This is a genomic window from Rufibacter sediminis (genome assembly GCF_014269285.1).
Classification (GTDB): Bacteria; Bacteroidota; Bacteroidia; order Cytophagales; family Hymenobacteraceae; genus Nibribacter; species Nibribacter sediminis.
The window spans coordinates 22,054-45,995 of sequence record NZ_JACOAF010000008.1; the positions used below are offsets into that span (position 1 = coordinate 22,054).

The 23,942-nt window shown below is 55.0% G+C and carries 18 protein-coding genes; 10 read left to right on the forward strand and 8 right to left on the reverse strand.

Annotated features, from left to right (window positions below):
* Nucleotides 1-148: 148 nt before the first annotated feature.
* Nucleotides 149-1,423: a replication-associated recombination protein A gene (locus H7U12_RS03020; protein WP_186632689.1), complete on the forward strand. Its 1,275-nt coding sequence runs from the start codon at nucleotides 149-151 to the stop codon at nucleotides 1,421-1,423.
* A 110-nt stretch (nucleotides 1,424-1,533) separates the two neighbouring features.
* On the opposite strand, the gene H7U12_RS03025 is transcribed toward H7U12_RS03020, so the two are convergent.
* From H7U12_RS03025 to H7U12_RS03035, 3 genes are all read right to left on the reverse strand, one after another.
* Nucleotides 1,534-1,968: a response regulator gene (locus tag H7U12_RS03025; protein WP_186632691.1), complete on the reverse strand. Its 435-nt coding sequence runs from the start codon at nucleotides 1,966-1,968 to the stop codon at nucleotides 1,534-1,536.
* A 59-nt stretch (nucleotides 1,969-2,027) separates the two neighbouring features.
* Entirely contained in the window at nucleotides 2,028-3,167 is a 1,140-nt protein-coding gene (locus tag H7U12_RS03030) for a sensor histidine kinase (protein ID WP_186632694.1), read from the reverse strand.
* A 234-nt stretch (nucleotides 3,168-3,401) separates the two neighbouring features.
* The gene (locus tag H7U12_RS03035) at nucleotides 3,402-3,992 is read right to left on the reverse strand and encodes a hypothetical protein (protein WP_186632697.1); all 591 of its coding nucleotides are present in this window, start codon (nucleotides 3,990-3,992) and stop codon (nucleotides 3,402-3,404) included.
* Between H7U12_RS03035 and H7U12_RS03040 the strand changes: the two genes are divergently transcribed.
* The 3 genes from H7U12_RS03040 (at nucleotide 3,991) to H7U12_RS03050 (ending at nucleotide 7,060) form a co-directional block, all read left to right on the forward strand.
* Nucleotides 3,991-4,215, forward strand: coding sequence for a hypothetical protein (locus H7U12_RS03040; protein WP_186632700.1), 225 nt, complete (start codon nucleotides 3,991-3,993; stop codon nucleotides 4,213-4,215). The genes H7U12_RS03035 and H7U12_RS03040 overlap by 2 nt on opposite strands.
* A 79-nt stretch (nucleotides 4,216-4,294) precedes the next feature.
* Nucleotides 4,295-6,064 (forward strand): signal peptide peptidase SppA, encoded by a 1,770-nt coding sequence (sppA, locus tag H7U12_RS03045; RefSeq protein WP_186632703.1) that lies wholly within the window; start codon nucleotides 4,295-4,297, stop codon nucleotides 6,062-6,064.
* 180 nt (nucleotides 6,065-6,244) lie between these two features.
* Nucleotides 6,245-7,060 (forward strand): purine-nucleoside phosphorylase, encoded by an 816-nt coding sequence (locus H7U12_RS03050; protein ID WP_186632706.1) that lies wholly within the window; start codon nucleotides 6,245-6,247, stop codon nucleotides 7,058-7,060.
* A gap of 616 nt (nucleotides 7,061-7,676) precedes the next feature.
* On the opposite strand, the gene H7U12_RS03055 is transcribed toward H7U12_RS03050, so the two are convergent.
* The 4 genes from H7U12_RS03055 to H7U12_RS03070 form a co-directional block, all read right to left on the reverse strand.
* On the reverse strand, nucleotides 7,677-8,513 hold the full coding sequence (locus H7U12_RS03055) for a DUF4249 domain-containing protein (protein WP_186632709.1): 837 nt from the start codon (nucleotides 8,511-8,513) through the stop codon (nucleotides 7,677-7,679).
* On the reverse strand, nucleotides 8,513-10,807 hold the full coding sequence (locus tag H7U12_RS03060) for a TonB-dependent receptor (RefSeq protein ID WP_194362496.1): 2,295 nt from the start codon (nucleotides 10,805-10,807) through the stop codon (nucleotides 8,513-8,515). The genes H7U12_RS03055 and H7U12_RS03060 overlap by 1 nt, the downstream gene beginning before the upstream one ends.
* A gap of 291 nt (nucleotides 10,808-11,098) precedes the next feature.
* Nucleotides 11,099-12,964: a M61 family metallopeptidase gene (locus H7U12_RS03065; RefSeq protein ID WP_186632712.1), complete on the reverse strand. Its 1,866-nt coding sequence runs from the start codon at nucleotides 12,962-12,964 to the stop codon at nucleotides 11,099-11,101.
* Between the two features lie 186 nt (nucleotides 12,965-13,150).
* Nucleotides 13,151-15,571: an ABC transporter permease gene (locus H7U12_RS03070; protein ID WP_186632715.1), complete on the reverse strand. Its 2,421-nt coding sequence runs from the start codon at nucleotides 15,569-15,571 to the stop codon at nucleotides 13,151-13,153.
* Nucleotides 15,572-16,039: 468 nt separating this feature from the next.
* Between H7U12_RS03070 and H7U12_RS03075 the strand changes: the two genes are divergently transcribed.
* Both H7U12_RS03075 and H7U12_RS03080 read left to right on the forward strand, forming a co-directional pair.
* On the forward strand, nucleotides 16,040-17,416 hold the full coding sequence (locus H7U12_RS03075) for a sigma-54-dependent transcriptional regulator (RefSeq protein WP_186632718.1): 1,377 nt from the start codon (nucleotides 16,040-16,042) through the stop codon (nucleotides 17,414-17,416).
* Nucleotides 17,406-18,785 (forward strand): sensor histidine kinase, encoded by a 1,380-nt coding sequence (locus H7U12_RS03080; protein ID WP_186632721.1) that lies wholly within the window; start codon nucleotides 17,406-17,408, stop codon nucleotides 18,783-18,785. Before H7U12_RS03075 ends, H7U12_RS03080 begins: the two co-directional genes overlap by 11 nt.
* A gap of 634 nt (nucleotides 18,786-19,419) precedes the next feature.
* On the opposite strand, the gene trxA is transcribed toward H7U12_RS03080, so the two are convergent.
* A complete protein-coding gene (gene trxA / locus H7U12_RS03085; protein WP_123126354.1) occupies nucleotides 19,420-19,728 on the reverse strand; it encodes a thioredoxin in 309 nt (102 codons plus the stop codon).
* A gap of 187 nt (nucleotides 19,729-19,915) precedes the next feature.
* Here trxA and H7U12_RS03090 point away from each other — a divergent pair, with 187 nt between their 5' ends.
* The 4 genes from H7U12_RS03090 to H7U12_RS03105 all read left to right on the forward strand — a co-directional run bounded on the left by H7U12_RS03090 (nucleotide 19,916) and on the right by H7U12_RS03105 (nucleotide 23,878).
* Complete coding sequence (locus H7U12_RS03090; protein WP_241749073.1) at nucleotides 19,916-21,124, forward strand: lipase family protein; 1,209 nt, start codon at nucleotides 19,916-19,918, stop codon at nucleotides 21,122-21,124.
* Nucleotides 21,125-21,319: 195 nt separating this feature from the next.
* Nucleotides 21,320-22,132, forward strand: a complete 813-nt coding sequence (locus tag H7U12_RS03095; RefSeq protein ID WP_186632724.1) for an enoyl-CoA hydratase/isomerase family protein — start codon at nucleotides 21,320-21,322, stop codon at nucleotides 22,130-22,132.
* A gap of 370 nt (nucleotides 22,133-22,502) precedes the next feature.
* Nucleotides 22,503-22,952 carry a sterol desaturase family protein gene (locus tag H7U12_RS03100; protein WP_186632727.1) on the forward strand — a complete coding sequence of 150 codons (450 nt, stop codon included), beginning with the start codon at nucleotides 22,503-22,505 and terminating at the stop codon, nucleotides 22,950-22,952.
* 29 nt (nucleotides 22,953-22,981) lie between these two features.
* Complete coding sequence (locus H7U12_RS03105; protein ID WP_186632730.1) at nucleotides 22,982-23,878, forward strand: MerR family transcriptional regulator; 897 nt, start codon at nucleotides 22,982-22,984, stop codon at nucleotides 23,876-23,878.
* Nucleotides 23,879-23,942 lie beyond the last annotated feature (64 nt).

Below are 23,942 nucleotides of genomic sequence, written 5' to 3' on the forward strand. Positions count from 1 at the left end.
GGGCTGGTTTCATCCGGGGAATCTTCGAGGAAAGCAGTTTTAGGTCGATTTCTGAAAAACAGGCCCGAAACAATGGGGGAAAGAAAGTAAATTGCCTTTTGTTTGCGCCTCGCAGCACGCGAGGGGTTATCCTGAAAATCCGCTTCCCATGTTCCAAACCACCAAAGCCCCGCTGCCGGAGCGCATGCGCCCGCACAACCTGGATCAGTACGCCGGTCAGCAGCATCTAGTAGGCCCCAAAGGCGTGCTGCGCCGCTACATTGAAGCCGGCATGGTGCCCTCCATGATCTTCTGGGGACCTCCGGGCGTGGGCAAAACCACGCTGGCGGGCATCATCGCCGGGCAACTGAAGGTGCCGTTCGTGGCCATGAGCGCGATCAACGCCGGGGTGAAAGACATCCGCGATGTGATTGACCAGGCCCGCAAGCGGCAGGGCACGGTGCTGTTCATTGACGAGATCCATCGGTTCAACAAATCACAGCAGGATGCGCTGCTGGGCGCGGTGGAGAAAGGGACTGTGACCTTGATTGGCGCTACCACGGAGAACCCTTCGTTTGAAGTCATCCCGGCCTTGCTTTCCCGTTGCCAGGTGTACATCCTGAAATCGCTGGAGAAGAAAGAACTGGTGGAGTTGATCCAGAAGGCGCTGACCGAGGACGAGATTCTGAAAACCCAGAACATAGACGTGCAGGAGTACGAGGCGCTGCTCACCATCTCGGGCGGCGATGCCCGCAAGCTGCTCAACCTGCTGGAGATTGTGATTGATGGAAGCGGAAAGCAGGAGAAACTGGTGATCACCAATGACGTGGTGCAGCAGATTGCGCAGCAGAACCTGGCCCTGTATGACAAAGGCGGCGAGGCGCACTATGACATTATCTCGGCGTTCATCAAGTCCATGCGGGGCTCAGACCCCAACGCCACCATTTACTGGCTCGCGCGTATGATTGAAGGCGGCGAAGACCCCAAGTTCATTGCCCGGCGCATGCTCATCATGGCCTCGGAGGACATCGGGAACGCGAACCCCACGGCCATGATCATGGCCAACGAGTGCTTTCAGGCAGTGAACGTGATTGGCTACCCCGAGTGCGACATCATTCTATCGCAGTGCGCTATTTACCTGGCCACCTCGCCCAAGAGCAACGCGGCCTACAAAGCCATAAGAAACGCCCGGGCCATGGTGCGGGAGCAGGGGAGTCCGCCGGTGCCGCTGCATCTGCGCAACGCGCCCACCAAACTCATGAAGGAAATCGGCTACGGAAACGAGTACAAATACGCCCATGACTACGAAGGCAGCTTTGTGCCGCAGGATTTCCTGCCCAATGAGCTGAAAGGCACCATTTTCTTCAACCCCGGCAACAACGCCCGCGAGAACGAGATGCGCAAGAACCTGCGCAACCAGTGGGGCGAGTGGTACAATTACTGAAAGGGATAAGGCAGTAACCAGAGCTAAAGGAAAGGGCCAGAAGAATAGTTGTCTTCTGGCCCTTTTTATAAAAACAGCCCTAAAACGCTGCACCCGGATGGGGTGACTGGCTATTGACTCAGAATCTGGAGCAGAGCCTCTTTGGTGAGCGGTTTGGTGATGAATCCGGCCACGGGGAAGAGGTCGGCTCTCTGCTTGTCAACGGGGTTGAGGGAACTGCTGCACATGTAAATTCTGGTTTGGGAAAAATCCAGACCTTCTACATTGGTGACTTCCTCCAGAAACTCGAAGCCGTCCATCACGGGCATTCTGATGTCCAGAAACAGCAGTTCGGGCATTTGTTTCTCTGGGTCAGCGGCAATGGCCTGCAGGATAGAGAAGGCTTCGCGGCCGTTTCTGGCGGTGATCACCTCCTGGCCCACACCCGTTCTTTTCAGGATTAATTTTGAAACGAAGATCCAGTTGTCGTCATCGTCCACTACCATTACCGTGTTGATCTGCTGCAATTTTTCCGGGTTTGCCTCCGTTTTTCTTCGCTCCTCCATGTGATGAGTTCCTGCTATGCTTGTTCCAATACACAAAGATACTTGGTTTTGGGCAGGTGTCACATGGCAGACTTGAGGTAAACTTTCAATTCGGTGCCTTCTCCTTCTTTGCTTTTCACCTCAATCTTGCCGCCGGCGTTCTCCACAATACGCTTGACCATGTACAGGCCGATACCGGTGCCCTCTACGTGGTCATGAAAGCGCCGGAACATGGCGAAAAGCTGCCCCTGCTGCCGATCGTTCATGCCCAGGCCGTTGTCCTCCACAGACAGCACCACGTACGGTTCCTCCAGCCGGGTATGCACCGCAATAATGCAGTCGCGCTCTGGTGACTGGTATTTGATGGAGTTGCTGATCAGGTTGTACAGAATGCTGCGGAAGTTCTTTTTGGAGAAGTTGAGCTGGTGCACCTGAAAATCGGTCTGAATGAAGCAGATTTTCTGTTTGGTGGGATAGTCCAGGTCGGCCATGATGTCATCGTAGACTTCTTGGATGTTGGTGACTACTTCGGTTACTTCCCCCTCCAGGCTTGTTTTCTGCAACCGGCTTATATCAGAGAGGTCTTCAATGGTGTGCTTAAAGCGGTTCACCGAGTCCATGATCCGTTTCAGGACTTCCTCGCTCTCGGGGCTGAGGCTGTTCTCTTCCTTTAACCGTTCTTCCAGGTAGTCTACCAGGGCCTCAATGTTGGTGATGGGCGAGCGCAGGTCATGCGATGCCGTGTAGATGAAGTTGTCCAGGTCATGGTTGGTGCGCTCCAGCTCCTGGTTTTTATGCTCCAGGGCATCCTGTTGGCGATCAGCCAGTTTTTCCTGCAGCTCGCGCTGTTTGGTGAGGTCTCCCGTGATTTTGGTGTAGCCAATGTGTTTTCCATCTTCGGAGAAGATAGGGGTAAGCGTAACCGAGGCCCAGAAAAGGGAACCGTCTTTACGTTTGCGCCAGTCCTCGCTCTCGTAGGAACCCTGTTTCAGGGCCAGTTCCAGTTCCCGCTGGGGCAGACCCGCCTGCTGATACGGATCTGGGTGCAGAATCCCGTAATACTGCCCAATGATCTCCTCCTCGGTGTACCCTTTCAACCGTTCTGCCCCCAGGTTCCAGGCGTTGATGATTCCCTCCGTGTCGGTGGCAAAAATGGCGTAATCCTTCACCTGGTTTACAAAGAAGGAGTTAATGCTTTCTGCAGAATGGATGGGGTTCATGGGTTCTTCTTCTGGCTTGGGTTTATTATATTTCCTTTTACTGAAAGAGAAAGCGAAGGTTTGGACCTCTTTTAGATAGTTTTTGGCTAAGAAAGTGAGTAAACGCAGGTACGGGTAGGTGGTTCAACTCAGGAGCACTGGAGAGGATGGGCCTTACGGTATGCGATAATCTGGTGGAGAGAACCGTCTGTCTCTCGTTTTAAGCCTATTTTCTGAAAAACGGCCCTGAAAGCGCTACTCCTTGATTTTTTCTTTGAGCCAGTACCGGATGCCGAAGGAAAGACTCATGATGTCTGGGTAGCCGGGCACAAACGAGGTGGAGAAATCGGTGCGGTCAGAGAGGCGGTAATTGTACTCAAACTCGCCGGCGTACCAAACCATTTTGTATTGCCATTTATCATTGGGCGAGCCCCCGAAGAAGGAGGTAGACACGTTGTAGCCGTCCAGTTCAGACCAGTTGCGGCGGTACACCAGCGTAGGCCCAATGCCGCCGTTCAACGAGTGGCGGCCAATCTGGAAAACCACCGCCCGCACGCCCAGGTGGGTAAAACCGGCGAAGCGCAGGGCGCAGTCGGCGTAGAACGCCTGGATGGCTTTGACGGAGAATTTATCCGGGACGATGAAGTGCTCGTAGCCCACGCTGGCGCCAATGTTCAAGACCAGGTATCCTTTGCCATCGGGGTTCAGGGGCATCAGCTCGGCGTTGTCATCGCCTTTGGGGTGCAGCGTCAAACCGAAATACTTGAAGTTCAGGTTGCGTTTGTATTGCGCCTGGCCAGAGAACGATCCCAGAAAAAGGAGCGCAAGTAGTATCCATCTAGTCATGTACACCTATATACGGCAGATAACGGGTTTTGCTGAAAGTACGCGCGAAACGCCAAAAGGGAAACCAAAAATTTTCTGCGGGGTAGAAAGCGCCCGGCCAGCTGACCGCGTTTCATTCCAGCCCAAGGCGTTTGTGCGTGGCTTTCTCCGTTTGAACGACCTGAACATGAGTCTATTAAGCGGCTATTCTGCGAAAGCTGCGTCTGCAGGAAAAGATTTGTAAGTTTTCTGCCTATTTTACGACTTATGTAGCAACACCTCAGGCCGGGCCTGGGCGCGCTTATCGGAAGGAAAAATTCAATATGAGACAATTCTTTAAGTTTGTACTGGCCACCATTGTGGGCCTGTTTTTATTTATGACGGTGGGCTTCCTCATCTTGTTGGGCATTGCCGCGGCGGCGTCTTCCAGTGACACCGTCAGCATCTCCGAGGGTTCTGTGCTGGAGCTGAAGCTGAGCCAGCCGGTGGTGGAGCGGACGCCTCGCAATCCATTCTCAGAACTGGGCTTTGGCGATATGTTCGGGCAAGAGGGAATCGGGTTGGACGAGATCAAAGCGTCCATCAAAAAGGCCAAAACCGATGACAATATCAAAGGCATTTTCCTGAACCTGGATCTGCTGCAAGCCGGCATGGCCTCCGTAGAGGAAATCCGCAACGCGCTGCTGGACTTTAAGAAATCCAAGAAGTTTGTGGTGGCCTACAGCGAGTTCTCCACCGAGAAAGCCTATTACCTGGCCTCCGTGGCCGATCGGTTTTACCTGAATCCGCAGGGCACCATGGAGCTGAACGGCCTCAGTTCTGAGGTGATGTTCTTCAAAGGCACCCTGGAGAAACTGGACCTGCAGCCGTATATCTTCAAGGTAGGGGAGTACAAAAGCGCCGTGGAGCCGTTCATTCTGGATAAGATGAGCGAGCCCAGCCGCGAGCAGACCGCTTCTTTCCTGAACTCGCTCAATGATTTCATGCTCAAGAACATTGCCGCCGCCCGCCAGAAGGATTTCAATTACCTCAAAAACGTGTCAGACTCTATGCTGGTGCACAACGCCGACGATGCGAAGCGCCTGGGCTTGGTGACGCACCTGGGCTACTATGACGAGGCCACCGATTTCATGAAAAGCAAAACCGGCGTTAAGAAAGACAAGGAGCTGAAGCTGGTGAACCTGGGCACCTACAAGAAAGTAGCCGACACCGAGAAGAAATCGGGTTCGTCTTCGAATAAAATTGCCGTGATCTACGCCTCCGGCGATATTGTGGGCGGCAAAGGCGATGACGAAACCATTGGCGGGCAAGGCATGTCAGAAGCCATCCGGAAGGCGCGGCTGGACAAGAACGTGAAGGCCGTGGTGCTGCGCATCAACTCACCGGGCGGCAGTTCGCTGGCCTCAGACGTGATCTGGCGCGAGGTCATGCTCACCAAGAAAGTGAAACCCATCATCGCGTCCATGTCTGACGTGGCGGCCTCGGGCGGGTATTACATTGCCATGGCCTGCGATACCATTGTGGCGCACCCCACCACCATTACCGGCAGCATTGGCGTGTTTGGCATGATGGTCAACACCGAGAACTTCCTCAAAAACAAGCTGGGCATCACCACTGACCGCGTGAAAACCGGCAAGTTCTCAGACGTGCCCTCGGTGACCCGAGCCATGACGCCGTACGAGAAAATGCACATCCAGCGCGAGGTGGAACGCATCTACGATGATTTCACCACCAAAGCCGCCAAATCCCGGAAAATGCCGGTGGAAGAACTGCGGAAGATTGCCTCAGGCCGAGTTTGGTCCGGCATTGAGGCCAAGCAGCGCGGTTTGGTGGATGTGTTGGGCGGCATGGAGCAAGCCATCGCCATTGCGGCCCGCAAAGCCAAACTGAAAGAGGGCGAGTACCGCCTGCGCACCTTGCCGGCCCAGAAAAGCTTCATGGACAACCTGCTCTCAGACACGGAGTCACAGGTGAAGATGTACTCGCTGCGCAGTGAACTGGGCGAGATGCTGCCGTATTACCAGCAGTACCAGCGCGTGCTGCAGATGCAGGGCATCCAGGCCCGCATGCCGTTTGAGATCGAAATCAACTAAGCAGAGAACCTTCTCTTCAATGAAAAAGGCTGCCCGAGGGCAGCCTTTTTTGTGTAAAGCCGCCGCCCTACGTCCGGTTTTTCTCTATTTTTTCCGACCTTGCGCCTTTCCAGAACGAACCCGTTTCAGGGCTGTTTTCCTGAAAACGGCCTTAAAACAGCTCACTTAAACTCCAAGATTATGATGACCGCCCTGCAGGAAGCCAGTACCTATATCCGTGAGAAAACCGATCAGTTCCAACCCGATTTCGGAATTGTGCTGGGCACCGGATTGGGCGCCTTGGTACGCGATATCCAGATTGCCTACAGCCTTAACTACGCCGATATTCCGCACTTCCCGGTCTCTACCGTGGAGAGCCACTCCGGTAAACTGATCTTCGGGGAGCTGGGCGGACGGCGCGTGGTGGTGATGCAGGGCCGTTTCCACTACTACGAAGGCTACTCCATGGACCAGGTGGTGTTCCCCATCCGGGTGATGAAGCTGCTGGGCATTCAGCAGCTGCTGGTGAGCAATGCCGCCGGCGGACTTGACCCGGCCTTCAACACCTCTGATTTGATGGTGATCACCGACCACATCAACCTGTTGCCCTCCAACCCGCTCATCGGGAAAAACCTGGACGAACTGGGGCCGCGCTTCCCCGACATGAGCGAGCCGTACAGTGAAAGCTTAGTGCAGCAGGCCCTGGAGATTGCCCAGGCGCACGGCCTGGACGTGAAAACCGGGGTCTATGCCAGTGCCCCCGGCCCCATGCTGGAAACGAAAGCCGAGTACCATTACATCAGAACCATCGGGGCCGATGCCGTGGGTATGAGCACCGTACCGGAGGTGATTGCCGCCGTGCACATGGGCTTACCGGTCTTCGCGGTCTCCGTGATCACGGACCTGTGCGTGCCGGGCAAAATCAAGAAAGTGATCCTGCAGGACATCCTGGATGCCGCCGCCAAAGCCGAGCCCAACATGACCCTGCTCATCAAAGAACTCATCAAGCGGCAATAAAAATGAGTTCTGAGTCTTGAGTCCAGAGTCCTGAGTCGTGGATTTAGGGGGCAGGTCTTTCTAAGAATTGGCGAACTGGCCCTGCGCGGGTTGACCTATTTGCATCATTTTCCTGGATGATCTGCCTGGATGATCATCCTAGATCAGCTTGCTAATAGTATCATCCTCCATTGTCGCCCTCCTCTCTTGTCATCCTGAAAGGATCTTGTGGGCGAATTGGAAAAGCGTTGGTGTTTCACGTAGGACCATCGTTTCCGTTTTGGGGCTGTTTTTCATAAACTGCCCTTAAAACAGTATTCAGTCAGTAGTTCAATTTGGCTGAAAACAGCATCGGCTCCAGAGTTTTTCTGGAGCCGATGCCGTTTTATTGATTGTCTTAGACGCTTCACTTGAACCGGTTTCATAAAGCAGCCGAAACTACCATTCAGCGGCCCTTGTTGCTGTTCTCACCAATAAGCCCGAAGCAGTCGCCTTTCCGCTTGCGGTTGAAAACACACTGCCAAGGCGAAGGAATTACCCAGTGGCTTCACGAAAAAGGCTCCTTGATCGCCTCGCGTTTTGAAGCCGTTTTCCAAAAGCAGCTTTAAAACGGGAGAAGAACCATTGGCTATGCCGCTTACTTGATGATCACCGTTTGGGAATCGGAGTTCAGGTGGGTGAAGATGCCGAAGCCGCCAGCCACGGTTGATTTAATAGTCACCGGCTGAGCGAAGGGGTTGCCGTTGGCGCGGCGGGCGTCTTCCACGCTGCTGATGAAATCATAATAGGCTTCATCCAGGTGAAAGAGCTTCACGGTCAGGGTGTCGTTCCGGTCGAAGCGGTAGGTGGTGGTGTAGGTAATTTTCTGGCCGTTCCGCAGACGGTCGTTCACTTCGGCGTCTAATTGACTGTCTATGCCCGACGTGTCGTTTTTATGGACCAGCAGCCGGTAGAAGTTCTTTTGATCGGGATTGTCCTGCCAGCGCACCAAGAGATAGGCCTCTTGGCTTTGCTCGGGTTTGCTGTTGAATTTGTAGCCTACGCTGTCAATGGGCACGCGGGGCAACACCGTGGTGGTGCCGGTAAGTCGTCGGCCTTTGGGGTCAGAGATCACCAGGGTGAACACATCGCCGGGCGTGGCGCGCACCCGGGCGGGGCTGTAGTGGGTGTACACTTTTCGGTTCACTTCATCCACCAGCACGGTGTCTTTCAAGGTTACAGGGGTGCCGTTGTTCCTGGTGATGGTAACAGTGGCGCCTTCCACCAGCAGCGCCTCGGGCCCGGCGAAATAACTGGACGATTCCTGCAGCGCCAGCTTCATGGGCTCACCATTGATCAGGTAACACTCCACCACCATCTGGGTAGGCATGTCGGGCAGTTTCACTTCAATCTCCTGCTCCATATCACAGGAAGAAAGCAAGCTCACCAGAAGCAGCAGCGGCAACAGTTGCCGTAAAAAACTGGAAATACCCATCAGAATTTAAAGTTATACGTCACGGAAGGAATCACCGGAAACAACGACACCTGCTTGGCTACAAAGCCGGTGATCTGTTTCGTTTCCTCGTCTTCAATGGTTTCAAAATACACGAAATACGGGTTGCGCCGGTTGTAGACGTTGTACACGCTGAACGTGAGGTCAGAGGTGCCGCGCTTGGGCCGAAGTTTGTAGACCAGCCCCAGATCCAGGCGGTGGTAGGCGGCTAGCCGAAACGAGTTGCGGTCTGGGTACACCGGAATCACGGTGAAATCTTCGCCGTTCACATCCTGGAAGATGAAGCGCTGCACCGGTAGCGAGTAGGCGTTGCCGGTTCCGTACACAAAGGTAGCCGTGGCATTGACGCGCTTGCTCACCTCCCGGATGGCCACCACCGAGACATCATGGCGGCGGTCAAAGCGGGTAGGGAAGGTGCGGCCATTGTTGATGTCCGGAAAGGTGCGGTTTGACCAAGAAAGAGTGTAGCCGATCCAGCCGGTGGTTTTGCCTTCCTTTTTCTCCACGTAGAACTCCTGGCCGTAGCTGTCGCCGGTGCCAAACACAAACTCCTGCTCCAGCTCGTTGTTCCCGAAAATCTCGGCCCCATCACGCAAGTCCAGCTGGCGGTTCATCTTTTTGTAGTAAGCCTCGGTGCTCAAGAGGTATTTGCCTTTGTAGAGTTTGGTGAGACCCAGGGTGTACTGGTCGGAGCGCTGCGGTTTCACGCCGGGGCTGGACGGATACCAGATATCAGTGGGCAGCGAGGCGCCCGAGTTGGAGATCAGGTGCACGTACTGGAACATGCGGGTGTAATTGGCTTTTAGCGTCAGGGTCTCCGAGAAGCGGTAGCTGGCGGCGGCGCGGGGCTCCAGGCCCAGAAAGTTCTTGCCGTCGTTGTAGAAACCAGACAGGCGCAAGCCGTAGCTCAGGGTGAACGCCGGGCTGAAGGTCCAGTCATCAGAGGCGTAAACGCCGTATTCCTGACCCCGGTACTTGTTCCCAGCCCCAATGTTCACGGTACCGTCCTGGCTGTTGGCTTCCAGCCGACCCACGGTAAACCGATGATCAGTGACCGCTGCCCCAAACCGCAGGTGGTGGTGCTCCGAGGAAATGTACTCAAAATCTGATTTCAGGGTGAGATCGGTGATGTTGGAAGTCAGGCTGAAGGAGTAGATGTCCAGTTCGTTTTTGATGGCATATTCATAATTGGAGGCCGAAAACGTGGTGTTGACGAAGAAACGGGACGAAAACTGGTGCGCCCATCTGGCTGAGCCTACTTTGTTGCCCCAGTTGAAATTGAAGTTGAAATCCTCGTCGTTGAATTTAAAGAAGTCGCGGCCGTAGTAGCCGCTGAGGAAGAGCCGGTCATTGGGCCCTAGTTCAAAGCTGGCCTTGGCGTTGAAGTCATAGAAGTAATAATCGGGGATGGGACTCCACTCCGGGTCACTTTCCTGCGATTTGTTGATCAGGCGCGTGAACACATCCACGTAGGTGCGCCGCCCCGAGATCAGGAACGAGGATTTGTCTTTCTGAATAGGCCCCTCCACCGAAAGACGCGACGCAATCAAGCCAATCCCGCCGCTTACGTCATGTTCCTTGCGGTTGCCGTCGCGCAGTTTCACGTCCAGCACGCTGGAAAGCCGACCGCCGAACTGGGCCGGGAAACCGCCCTTGTACAGCTCCACGCCGCGCACCGCATCTGGGTTGAACACGCTGAAGAACCCGAACAAGTGGCTGGGGTTGTACACCAGCGCATCGTCCAGCAAAACCAGGTTCTGATCTGAGCTGCCACCCCGCACAAACAAACCGCTGCTGCCCTCGCCGCCGCTCTGGATGCCCGGTTTCAATTGCAGCGTTTTGATGATGTCCACCTCGCCAAACAGAGCCGGCAGCAGCTTCGCCTCGCGCGACGAGAGAGTTTCCATGCTCATCTGCGGCGTGGAAAGGCGCTCCTGAAACGTGTTCCGCTCAGATTCCACCACCACTTCGCCCAACTGGCTAGCTTCCTCCAGTAGCTCCACGTTGAGGCGCGTGTTGCGGGTAAGCACCACTTCACGGGTCAGGGTCTGAAAACCGATGTACGAGAACTGAATCTGGTAGGTGCCGGGGTCCAGCGGCAGGGTGTACACGCCGTTGGTGTTGGTTTCCACGCCCGTGGTGGTGCCCGCCACCGAGACACTGGCCCCAATCAGGACCTCGCCGGTAGCCGCCGACCGAAGCGTACCGCCCAACGTGACGCGGTTTTGCGCCCAGGCCGCAGAGAAAGGCAGGAGAAACAGAAACAGCAGAAACAAAAGAAATCGCCTGGATTCAGGCCCCCGCACAGGAGAATATAAGTAGAGGTGATGCACGCCGGAAGAAGTCAGATTTAGAACATAACGCCCAAACCCCTGATATGTTTTTAAAGGGTTCTGGCTATGCTTCCTTAAAGATAAGAGTTTAAATCGTTTGCAGGTACTTACCTTGGTTTGGCTTAGGTGCCAGAAGCGTTTTCCTACTCAGAATAGTCCCAAAAAGCGGTGCCCGTTTAGGGGCTGTTTTCTAAAAACAGCCCCTAAACGGGCACCGCTGCAAATCTGGTTCGCTTACAAGCTGGAATACAGCCAGGCTTGCCGCAGCGCTATTTGCGCAGGAGTAGCATTCGGGTCAGGGGTGAGCAGGTGCGAGACCGTCTCTTCCGCGGATACCAGATTGGCCTTCAACACTACCGGTTTCACAGTTCCATTGGCGTCTTTCCGGCCCACGGTGATGGCGATGGGAGTGCCTTCCTTGGCGTTCATCACGTGTTTGTTGATGAGATCGGTGGCGTTGCGCAGGTTCAGGTCTTCGCCGTTGATTTGCCATAACTGGTCGCCGGCCTTGTAGCCTAGCTGCTTCCCGAAGGCGTTCAGGTTCTCCACGCTGGCCACCATCAGGTGCCCCGAGGCCTGGTCATAGCCAATGGTAGGCCGACCCAAAGAGATGCGTTTCTGCGTGCCGGTGGGCTGGTACGTGATGCCCACTTTCCGGAAAATCTCTGAGTACGGCAGCGGTTCATTGCCTTCCACGTGGCGCTTGAAGAAATCGCGCACCTCTGGGAACGTAAGCGCCGTGATCTTGTCAAACAGCTCTTCGTCTTTGAACGACTGGTTTTTGCCGTAGGTCTGGCTCAGGTCCTTCATCAGGTTCCGGATGCCGTATTTTCCGCCGGAAAGCTCACGTAATCTGATGTCCAGGGCCATGCCGATGAGCGCGCCTTTCTGGTACACGTTGCCGTATTGTTTCTCGTGCTTATCCAGGGCCCCCAGGCTGAGCTCGGTGAAGGAAAGGGCATCATTGTACTCCTGTTGCGAGGCGATGATCTTGTTGCGCATCTCCGTCAGGAAATCGGGCAGTTCCGTCAGCTTTTGGTTTACTTGCACGTGGTGGGCGAAGTATTCGGTCACGCCCTCGTACATCCAGAGGTGCTTGGACATCTTAGGGTTGCTGAAGTCAAAGTTCCCGATCTCCTCTGAGTGGATGTTGAGCGGGGTCACGATGTGGAAGAACTCGTGCGCCGAGATGTTCTGGACCTGTTCGGCCAGCATAGCGGGCGGCATCTCCGGGAAATAGTACACCGAGGAGTAGGAGTGCTCCAGCGCGCCGTAAGCGCCGGTGCGGTTCTGTTTGTTGTCAATGTAGATCAGGAAGGCGTATTTGTCTACCGGCAAGGTGCCGCCCAGATAGGCGCGCTGCGCTTCCAGAATGGGTTTGATGTGCTCGGCCAGATTCTTGGAACGGGCTCCGCCGCCAGCGGCGTACGTCGCGATGAGGACATCGGCGTTGCCTACTTTCAGCATGGCGGTGTCTGGGCGGCTGTACAGCATGGGCGCGTCTACCAGGTCGTTGTAGTTTTGCAGCAGGTAGGTGTCTGAGGTAGGCGTGGAGCTGGTGGCTCTGAGCGGCGTGGCCCCGTAGAAATCCTGCGGTTTGTTGACGGTGATCTGGTAAGGCGCCTTGGTCATGTTGGCGAAATACCCGAAGAACCCGTGCGTGTTGATCAGGAACACTTTGCCTTCCTCAATATCCGTGGCAGCCGGTTCAAACACGATGTCTTCTTTCTTGGGCGTGTCCCAGGTGTCATCTACCAGGTAGGAAAGACGGGCCAGTTTCTTGGCTTTCTTGATTTTCCAGGTGTTCTGGTCCAGGCGTTCTACGCTCAGTTTCTTGCCTTTCTTATCAAAGGCATTGAACTCAGAAACAAACTTCCCGAAATCATACACGGCGTACGTGCCGGGCACCATTTTGGGCATGTGGTACAGCACTTCGTCTTCTTTGAAGTCTGGGGTAATAAGGGTTACCTGCAATTTGTCATCCTTGGCCTGCGCCAGGTCTACGGAGAAACGATACGCGGGTGTGGCGTTGTTCTGCGCCAGCAGGGGGGAGTGCAGGAGGGCGGCAAACGCCAGGGCCGCCAGAGATTTTTTGAGCATAGGGGTATATTATCTGAGAATGCTAAGAAAACGAAAGTTATCCGGTTTAGGTGTCTCTGCCGGAAGATTCCTGGGCCGTTTTCCCGCCGGAAATTATTTTCCTCTACGGGTTAGTCGCAGGTTTGGGCTGAATCTTACAAAAAGGTGTTTCGGGGGGCTTTTCTGAAAAGGAGACCTAAAAAGGGTTTATTCGCGCCGTAGCGACTTCACCGGGTCCAGCAAGGCCGCTCTGGCCGCCTGCACGCCCACCGTGGTAATGGCGATCAGCAGCGAGACCAGCCCCGCCGTGAAAAACAGCCACGGACTGAGGTTCACCTGATAAGCAAAATCCTGGAGCCAGTTCTTCATGCCGTACCACGCCACCGGTGAGGCAATGAGAATGGCCAGCAGTACCAGCAGCGCGAAGTCTTTAGATAGCAGCAGCACTATCTCCAGCACGGTAGAGCCCAGTACTTTCCTGATGCCAATTTCCTTCGTGCGCTGTTCGGCGGTGAACGAGGCCAGCCCGAACAAACCCAGGCAGGCAATCAGGATGGTGAGTGCCGCGAAATAGCCAAACACGGTCAGCATCTTTTCCTCGGCCTGGTACTGCTGGTTGAAATTGTCGTCTAGGAAGAAATAGTCCAGCGGGTGCCGGGGCGCAAAGGCTTTCCACTGCTGTTCCAGAAAGGCCAGGGTGTTCTCCAGGTTCTGGGGCCGTACTTTGGCCACCAGATAGCCATTGCTCGCCTGAATGGGCACCAGCATAAGCGGTTTCACGGCATGGTGCAACGACTCAAAGTTGAAGTTCTTCACCACCCCAATCACGCGGGCATCATAGTCCATGACTTGCACGTGCTTCCCGATGGCGTTTTCCCAGCCCAGCCATTTGGCCCCGGCCTCATTGATCATGACCGCTCCCTTTCGGTCAGAAAGCAGGTCTTTCTGGAACATGCGGCCCTCTTTGGTCTGAATGCCCATCAACTCCAGGAAACCATAGCTCACAAACATCACGTTCATGGCCCGGTCTTTTTCCGTGCCGTCTTTTTCCTCCACAATCATCCGTAACTGGTTGAGTTTCTCGCCCGGAATGTTGCCTGCTGTAGCCACCTGCAAGACGTTGGGGTGCTGGACCAGTTTCTGCGTGAAGACGGGCAGTTGTTTGATCAGCAGGGAGTCTGCTTTGGGTAAGTCAAGGACCAGGATCTGTTCTTTGGTGAACCCCAGGTTCTTGCTTTTCAGAAACTGAAGCTGGCTGTACACCACGGCCGTCCCGATGATCAAAACCAGCGAGATGGTGAACTGCACCACCACCAGAAACTGGCGGAGCCACGCGTTGCTGCCCCTGGGGTTTTTATCTGCCTTGAGCACGTCTATGGGGTTGAAGCCAGACAGAAAGAAGGCGGGGTAACTGCCCGCCACCAAACTCACAAAAAGCAGAATAAGCAGAATGAGCAGCGCAAATTCAGGGCTGTAGAAAGACGAAAGGGTAAATTCTTTTCTGGTGAGCTGGTTGAAGACCGGCAAAGACACTTCCGTCATGGCCAGCGCCAGCAGCAAGGCCAATAACGTGATCAGGATGGACTCGCCTAAAAACTGCCCGATGATCTGCCTGCGGTACGCGCCCACTACTTTGCGCAAACCCACTTCGCGGGCGCGTTTAGCCGATCGCGCGGTAGCCAGGTTCATGTAGTTGATGCAGCCAATGAGCAGGATGAACACCGCCACCACGGTGAAGATGTACACGTAGGATCGGTTACCGGCGGCACTTAGGTCACTGCCAAACTCATTGCTCAGGTGGATTTGGGAGATGGGCTGCACAAACAGTTTCATGGAGGCCGAGATCTGGTTTTCCTGCATCCAGGGCACGGCGTAGCGGGTCACCAGATCGGCCAGTTTCTGCTCGAACACGGGCAACGAAGCCGGGTTGTGCAGCGTGAAGTACGTGTAGTAGCCAAAGTACAGCCAGTGGTTGACACTTTCGGCGGCCTCGGCCGCATCTTTCCCGCTGCGTTCTGCGGCGTCGCGGGTGACCATGGAGAGAAAGGCATTGGCCCGGATGTGCGAGTGGTTGGTGTCCTTGAAAACGCCGGTCACGGTATAGCGGTTATGGCTGAACTGGAGAGATTTTCCCAGTGCCTGCTCTACCCCGCCATAGAATTTCCGGGCGAGTTCGTCTGAGAGCACAATAGTGCCGGGCGCTTGCAAAGCCGTAACCGGATCACCGGCCAGAAACGGAAAAGGAATCACCTGGAAAAAGGTGCTGTCGGCGAAAAACAGGTGCTCTTCCAGAAACGGTTGCTGATCTACCCAAAGGGTTTGTTTCCCGACGGTGCTAATCCGGGCCACGTGTTTTACCTCCGGCATGCCTCGCCTGATGTAGTCCGCCAGCGGTTTGGGAGTCAAGGCTAACTTGTCGTCCTGTTCCTGGAACGTCATGCGGCTGGTCACGCGGTAGATGTTCTCCGCGTGGGCAAACTCCTGCTCATAGGTCAGCTCGTGGCGCACGTACAGGAAAATAAGCAAGCACGCCGAGATGCCGGTCGCCAACCCGATGATGTTGATAGCCGAGTACGCTTTGTGGCGCAGCAGATTTCGCCAGGCAATCTTTAGGTAATTCTTGATCATAGCTTTGCTCTAAGTCGTCTGCGTCTAGGAACGATTTGGCTACTCACACCCGATTTACAAAAACGCGGGTAAACATGGTGTAGGAAAGCCTTTGTTTGGGCGAGTTGATCTTCCCCAGCACCGGCTGTTTAGGGGCTGGTTTCCCGAAAACAGCCCCTAAACGGAAGTAGCCGTTTGCCTCGTCTCCTTCTTCAGCCCAGAAAACCAGGTTCCAAATGCAGTGCCAGAATGCGTAAAGTGAAGCTGCTGAAGCGTTTGCCAGTGCGCCTGCGTCATGGCTTGCCCTAAAGTGTACGATTCCGTACATTTATTCGTCTGTAAGCGGACACCCCTGTTGCTGAGATTACTGCTTGGTTTTGTGTAAATTGTTGAAATACAGGCTATAATCTGGAAGGGCGAGAGCGCTAAGCCGCTGTGGCACTTTCCTTGTGCTTGCCCTGTCTTCACCGTTGAACTACTCTTTGCCAGATGAGCAAAACCAACTGCCGCATTCTTATTGTTGATGACCAGGAGGATATTCTCACCGCCGGGCGCATCTTCCTGAAGCAACATTTCTCGCTGGTGCGCACCTTGATCAACCCGCAGCGTCTTCCTGAACTGCTCCAGAACGAGCCCTATGACGTGATCCTGCTGGACATGAACTACACCGCCGGGGCCACCTCCAGCCGCGAGGGACTGGAACTGCTGCAGAAAATCTTGGAAATTGATCCGCAGGCCGTTGTGGTGATGATGACCGCCTACGGCGATATTGATCTGGCCGTGCAGGCCCTGAAACTGGGTGCCACCGATTTTGTGGTCAAGCCCTGGCACAACGAGAAGCTGCTGGCCACCATGATCTCGGCGGGCAAACTGCGGCAATCTACCTCAGAAGTACAGCACCTGCGCACCAAGCAGCGCCACCTGAACCAAACCCTGAACGAACCCGGCGTAGAGCTGATCGGGACATCACCGGCCATGCAGCGCGTGTACCAGACCCTGGAGAAAGTAGCCGCCACCGATGCCAATGTGCTCATCCTGGGTGAAAACGGCACCGGAAAAGAAGTAGCCGCCCGCCTGCTGCACCGCCTCTCGCTCCGGGCCAAAGAAGTGTTTATTCCCGTTGATCTGGGCGCCGTCACCGAAAGCCTGTTTGAAAGCGAACTGTTCGGACACGTGAAAGGCTCTTTCACCGATGCGAAGGAAGACCGCGCCGGACGCTTTGAAGTCGCCTCCGGCGGAACCCTGTTTCTGGACGAGATCGGGAACCTGAGTTTGCCGCTGCAGGCCAAGATGTTGACGGCATTGCAAAGCCGGGTGGTGACGCCGGTGGGCTCCAATCGGGCCAGGCCGGTGAACATCAGGCTGGTGAGCGCCACCAACCTGCCGCTGTATGAGATGGTGAAACAGGGGCGCTTCCGGCAAGATTTGCTCTACCGCATCAACACCGTGGAAATCCAGCTTCCGCCGCTCCGGGAGCGCAAGGAAGACATCCAGCCGCTGGCCGAGCATTTTCTGGCCTCTTTTTCTAAAAAGTACCAAAAACCGAATTTGCGACTGGAGAAACCGGTGCTGCAGAAACTGATGGGCTACTCCTGGCCGGGCAACATCCGGGAGCTGGAACACACCATGGAGCGCGCCGTGATCATGAGTGAACCCGGTCAGCTGCACCCCTCAGACGTTTACTTAGCGGAACCATCGGCCTACTCATCCGTCACCATAGAGAACGAGGCCACCCTGGGCAACGTGGAGAAAACGCTGGTGCAGCAGGCGCTAATGAAGCACAACGGCAACATCACGCACGCCTCCAAAGAATTGGGCATTACGCGCACCGCTTTGTACCGCCGGATAGAAAAGCATGGGCTATAAGTATTTCAATGGGAGGGTGGCCTTGCGGGTGGTGCTCTTGTCGCTCACTTTGCTGGCGGCGCTGTACGTGGGGCTGCGGCATGCCTGGTACATCTCGCTGTTCTGTTTGCTCTTGTTGGCGGTGGGGCAGATGCTGGAACTGATGGAATACGTGCAGCGCACCAACCGTGACCTCATCCGGTTTCTGCAGGCCATTCGGCATTCAGATTTCACGCAGCGGTTTGCCGTAGAGGGTGCTCCGCCGCAGTACCGCGAGCTGCACCGCATGTTCAATGACCTCACCGGGGCCTTCGCCCGCATCAAAGCCGAAAAGGAGATTCACCACCGGTATTTGCAGGGCGTGGTGGAGCACCTGCGCATCGGGCTCATCACGTTTGACGCCGAGGGGCACGTGCAGCTTATGAACAAAGCCGCCCACCGCCTGCTGGATCTGCCGTTCCTGCAGAATCTTCATTCCGTGGAGCGCCTGTACCCGGCCCTGGCCGAGGTCGCCTTCGCGGAGCCCCACCACGATGCCCGCCTCATCCGCTTGCGGCAACTCACCGAGGAGGTACTGCTTACGGTGCACGTGAGCGTGCTGCGGCTTCAGGAGCAGGATGTCAGGATTATGTCGTTCCAGAACATCCGCTCGGAGATGGAGGCGCAGGAGCTGGAGTCCTGGAAGAAGCTGATCAGTGTGCTCACGCACGAGATCATGAACTCGGTGACGCCCATTATCTCGCTTACTTCTTCCATCAGTGATTTGGTGCAGTCTGAACTGACGCCGGTGACCCAGGCCGGGTACCTGGAGGAAGACACCATGGAAGACCTGCAGCTTGGTTTGCGCACCATTGAGAAACGGACCCGGGGCATGCAGCATTTCGTGGAGAATTACCGCCGGCTCACGCGGGTGCCGCCGCCGCAGCTGGAAGAATTATCGTTGCAGGCGCTCTGCGGCCACGTCAGCCGCTTGGTGGAGTCCCAGATGAAAAACCGACAGATTGCCTTTACCCTCCAACTGCCCGAGGAGCAACTCTGGCTTTCGGCGGATGCCGAGCAATTAGAGCAAGTTCTCCTGAATCTGCTCAAAAACGCCATGGAAGCCGCCCAGCTAGTGGATGCCCCGGCGGTGACCCTGCGCGCCGCTCTGGACCACAAACAGCCGCACAAAGTCAGAATGGAGGTGATAGACAACGGCCCGGGTATTGAGCCGGAGTTGCAGGAGCAGATCTTCATCCCGTTCTACACCACCAAACCCGATGGCTCCGGCATTGGCCTAAGCCTGTCCCGTCAGATTGTGCGGCAACACGGCGGCGTACTGCACGCTTCTTCCGTTCCCTACGTCCAAACCACTTTCCATCTCACCTTGCCGCTTCTTCCTGCCAAATAGCGGATTGATTGTTAATTACTGGTTGTTGATTGCTCCATTGGCGCACTGTGCTTTTCTCTGGCGCGAGTTTGTAACTCGTGCCTACGGATAATGGGTAGTCTCCTGACTACCCTCGGGGCGGTAGCCGCGAAACTATGGTTGCTGGAGAGTAGATAAACAAGTCTATTGCATTAGCTGCTGCCTTATGACCACCCGCCCTTCGGGCACCCCTCCTGAATCAGGAGGGGAGTTCTCTAGATAGCCGGCGCTATTCCGGTTGCTCTAATGACCTCGCAGCGTCCGAAGGTCCTGCGAGCGTCTGTGTCAATATTGTTCTGAGCTTGGTTTTAAGAAACGTTTACCAATCCCTAACCGGTAGGGCCGTTAAGTTCTATTTCGATGGTTTGCTACTTTCGGGAAGGCCATTAACGGTACTGCACATTTTGAGCCTCACGGCTCACTGAAGTTACAAACTTCAGCTCATTCTAGGTCCAAGTTGGAAACTTGAACCAGCCATATTTTTGAACCAGCATTATTTTAGAATTTAACGGCCTACTTCAAGTAGGGGATTCTAGGCTTTGCCAGTATTCTAACGGCTAGCAGCAGATCAACCTCTTTTAAAGCCGTTTTGCTAAAACGGCCCCAAAACGGCTGTTTACGGCAGGTGCTGCTGTACCACCTGGCTCAGCTGATGGCCGGGTACTACGCCGGATTGCCGCCACAGCTGTTTGCCCTGGTGGAAGAGCAGCAGCGTGGGAATGCCCTGGACGCGGTACTGCTGGGCTACGGCGGGGTTTTTGTCCACGTCAATCTTGATCACCTTCAGTTTGCCTTCGTACTGCCGGGCCACCTGTTGCAGGATAGGCGCCATGGTTTTGCAGGGTCCGCACCAATCGGCGTAGAAGTCTACCAGCACCGGCATGCCCGGGCTGTTGATGATTTCCTGAAAAGATTTCTTCGGCATGGCAATTAGATAGATGTTTCATGCCAATATACGGAAAAGGGCAATTCGGGGTGAAGGTCGGCTCAGGTAAACAAGTTCTGGTTTAGGCTGTTTTTCAGGAAAGAAGGCCTAAAACACTGCCCGCCGGAAGGAACTTTAGGGCAGAAGGTATCCTTTCTATAGTAGAACATCTAACCAAACTCAGACTTTGAAAACAATCTTCATAACCGTACTGCTGGCTATGTCTTCCTGGTTTTCCTCCTGCAAGGAAACCGAGGTGCTGGACGACCAGCAGGTACAGCAACCTCAGAAAGAACTAGTTATCTCCGCGGAGAAACTGACCACCATTCAGGCGGCAGGACTGCGGGAACTCGCCATCAGCAACGGACAGCGCGATCTGGCGGCCATGGTGAAATATGACGTGGACGTGTACCGCCTGGTGTACCTCACCCAGTACAACGGGCAAGAGGTGCGGGCCTCGGGGTTGATGGTGGTGCCTTTGAACCTGACGGCTCCGGCTCCCATTCTGAGCGCACACCACGGCACCACCTTTGACCAGAAGTACGCCCCAAGCAATTTCCAGATTAACTCCTTTACCGGGTTTGAGGCGTTTGGCGCGGCCGGTTACCTGACTTTGGTCCCCGATTACCTGGGCTACGGCGAGTCCAAGCAGATTCTGCACCCGTACTATGACGTGAAGCACTCGGGCTTGGCCGTGGTGGACATGATCAAAGCCGGGAAAGAGTACTTCCAGAAAAACAGCATCAAAGCGTCTGATCAGCTGTTCCTGGCCGGATACTCAGAAGGTGGCTACGTGACCCTAGCGGCGCAGAAAGAGATTGAGGAAAACCCAGGCCATGGCCTTACGGTGGCCGCCTCGGGGGCCGGGGCCGGCGGGTATGACCTGGAAGGCATGCTGGCACGCGTGGTATCGGGGCAATCATATGACTATCCGGCTAACCTGGCCTTCATTCTGCAGGCCTACAACAAAACTTACAACTGGAACCGGCTGCTCACCGATTTCTTCCAGGAGCCGTATGCCACCCGTATCCAGGAGCTGATTGACGGCACCCGCACCAGTAGCTCCATCAACAGCGCGCTGGCCAAAGATCCGGCGAAGTTGTTTAATCCGGCTTTTCTGGCCGGCCTCAAAGGCGACGGGGAAGTAGCGTTAAAGCAAGCCCTGAAGACGAACAGCCTGAAGAACTTCGTGCCCAAAAGCCCCACCCGCCTGTACCACGGCACCGCTGATACTATGGTCCCTTTTGTGAACTCGCAGGTGACGTTTGATGCCATGAAAGCCGCCGGTGCCCCTAACCTGACCTTTATTCCGGTGAAGGGCGGCACCCACTTCAGTAGCCTGGAACCCATGATCAAGAACCTGATCCCCTGGGTGGAAGGCATCAGAAGTCTGTAAACAGGATATTTTTTAAGGCGAAGCCCGGCTCCGAAAGGAGTCGGGCTTTTTTGCTGCCGTTTTCGCCAAAACAGGTCCAAAACGTTGAAAAATGTACAAGATTTTCTTGAGCAATCTCTGGTGTACGCGCAAGGAGAAGGAGGGAGGCGGAGCACTTTTTGGTACCTTAATAAAACAGGCTCCGTAAAAAGTAAAATGAAACACCTGCCTACAACCTCTACGGCCGTCACGGCACTGCATTACATAGATTACCAATGTTCTAACCGGGTGGCGACCATCACCCTGAACCGCCCCGAGAAACGGAACGCCCTCAATTACCAGATGGTCAGTGAGCTGAAGCAGGCTTTTGACACCGCCGAGGACGACGATGAATGCAAAGTCATCATCCTGAAGGCGGCCGGACCGGTGTTCTGTTCCGGGGCAGATCTGGAGTACCTGCAAACGGTGGGCAATTCCTCCTATGCCGATAACTTAGACGATTCAAAGCACCTGCTGCAGCTTTTCTACCAGATTTACACGCTCAAGAAAGTAGTGATTGCTCAGGTGGCTGGGACGGCGTTAGCCGGGGGCTGCGGATTGGCTACCGTCTGTGACTTAACCTATGCCGCCCCATCGGCTAAGTTTGGGTACCCCGAGGTGAAGATCGGGTTTTTGCCCGCCATCGTGAAAGTGTTTCTGTTACGCAAGATAGGGGAGGCCCGGGCCAAGGAACTCCTGCTCACCGGCGACCTGATCTCCGCTGAGAAAGCCAAGGCCTACGGGTTGGTTACGGAGGTAATGCCTGAGAATCAGCTGGATACCTTCGTGCGGGATCTGGCGGAGCGGATGTGCCTCCAGAACTCCGGCCAATCCATGGAAGTCACAAAGGAAATGATTGCCCACGTGCAGGAACTCCCGCTTCTGGATGCCCTGGAGTACGCCGCCGAACGCAACGCCCTGGCCCGTGCCACCGATGACTGCCAACTGGGAATTCAGGCGTTCCTGGACAAGCAGTCCATGATCTGGTAAGAATTTCTTTTCGGTTTTTTTCGCCCAGGTCTGGAGCACGGTTCATCATACTAGGAGCCTTTGAATCTATTTTGTAAAGCAGAGTTGACAACTCGGCCGTCCACTGGTCGTTGTGCTCGCCCACCATCCAACAAAAGGGCCTTTCGCTGGCTGGTGAACATCCGCCGCTTGGGCCGTGGTAGCTCGCGTTCGCTTTTCTGAACAGGTGTAACAGGAGAAAGTAAATCCAGAGGATATTCGGCAAAAGTTTTGGCCTCGTAAGTGTAACCAGTTTGCTACATTTAGCGCATACTTTTCAGATTTCGGGCTGAAAACAGATATTCAGGAAAATATATTTAAAACAATTGGCCAAGCTGTTGGTTGAGAGAGTATGCTGACGAACGCGGCGATAGTAATAGGAACCTTTGTCATCATGGAGCTGGTGGCGTGGGCGGTGCACAAATACGTGTTGCACGGCTTCTTGTGGAACATCCACAAGTCTCACCACACCCGGCACAACCATCTGTTTGAGCTCAACGATGTCTCGTTTGTGTTCTACGGGGTGATTGCGGCCTTGTGCTTCATTTATGGGACGGAGACGCTGGACTACCGGTTCTGGATTGGGGTGGGCATCTCGCTGTACGGCGCGGCTTACTTTCTGGTGCATGATTTGTTTATCCATAGACGGCTCAAGCTGTTTGGCAAGACAAGAAGCACCTACCTCAGAGCCCTGGACATAGCGCACAAAGTGCACCATAAAACCAAAGGCAGAGACGGCTCAGAGTCATTTGGCATGCTCTGGGTCCATCCTAAATTCTTTCGTATCGCCCGGAAGCGTTAACTTTACGTTTCGTTTCTAATCTCTCTCCTGTGGCGCATTACTCTATTAAAGAGTTAGAGCATTTGTCGGGCATTAAGGCCCACACGCTTCGTATTTGGGAGCAGCGCTACCAGCTGCTGGCCCCTAAGCGCACGACTACCAATATCCGGTATTATGATGACGCGGACCTGAAGAACCTGCTCAACGTGGCGTTGCTGTACCAGGAGGGCTACAAAATCTCCAAAATCGCGAAATTGCCGCCCGACCAGGTAGCCCATGAGGTGCTCAAAGTCACCGAGGCCGATCTGGGGCAGGATCAGTTCATGAGCCAGCTCATCATTGCCATGGTGGAGCTGGACGAGAGTCTGTTTGAGCGCGTGCTGAGCCGGGCGGTGTTGCAGTTGGGCTTTCCGGCCGCGGTGCAGCAGATTGTGTATCCTTTCCTGAACAAAATCGGGTTGCTGTGGCAGACCGGCAACATCACGCCCGCCCATGAGCACTTCATCAGCCAGCTCATCCGGCAGAAAATGCTGGTGGCCATAGACGGGCAGCGCCTGACCAAAGATGCTGCTGCCCCCAAAGTGTTGCTGTACCTCCCCGAGGGCGAATTGCACGAGCTCTCTTTGCTTTACAGCCATTTCCAGTTCCGGGCCACCGGCTTCAGGACGTTGTACCTGGGCCAGCACCTGCCGCTGGAAGATCTCATCAAAGCCGCCAAGCAGTATGAGCCGCATTACATCTGCTCGGTGTTCACCACGTCTCCCGTCCGCGACGAGGTGGAGAGCTACCTCAGCCGTTTGCTGGAGCAATTGCCAGACGTGCAGCTGATGCTCAGCGGGTACATTTTACAGCCGTTTCAGCAAAACCTGCCCAAAAGGGTGACCTACTTTGAATCTTTGGAGAGTTTTGAGCGGTGGCTGGCCTCCTTCGGAAAAGTCACCGCCTGATACTTTGAGCAAAAGCTTTCCTGCGCTTGAACCCTGGAAACGCCGCTGAAGGAATACGCTTTTC